The sequence below is a fragment of the Zavarzinella formosa DSM 19928 genome, from assembly GCF_000255705.1.
GTDB classification, from domain to species: Bacteria; Planctomycetota; Planctomycetia; order Gemmatales; family Gemmataceae; genus Zavarzinella; species Zavarzinella formosa.
The window spans coordinates 353-558 of record NZ_JH636453.1 but is presented as its reverse complement, the minus strand read 5'-3'; the positions used below and the strand labels follow the sequence as shown (position 1 = coordinate 558).

The 206-nt window shown below is 63.1% G+C and carries 1 protein-coding gene; it reads left to right on the top strand.

From position 1 onward, the window contains the following. Positions 1-6: 6 nt before the first annotated feature. Positions 7-206 (top strand): hypothetical protein (locus BGIM_RS65345; protein ID WP_162136354.1); only part of this gene is annotated, 200 nt, incomplete at its 3' end.

The window sequence follows — 206 nt, the reverse complement described above, 5'->3', positions numbered from 1 at the left end:
GCCGCAATGACTGAGGTCGCCGGTCAACTGCAACGACTTGTTCGGCCGGAAACCTTGTTCGCTCCACCGGCGACCGTCGCCGGGCGAAGTGGTTGGTCGTTCACCCTTCTCAACCCGCTTCGCCATCGGCACGAACGACTGACGCTTTCCGAATCCGCGTCCATGCTGCCGAACGCCCAAGTTCAGTTGCTGGCGCCGGGGAACCT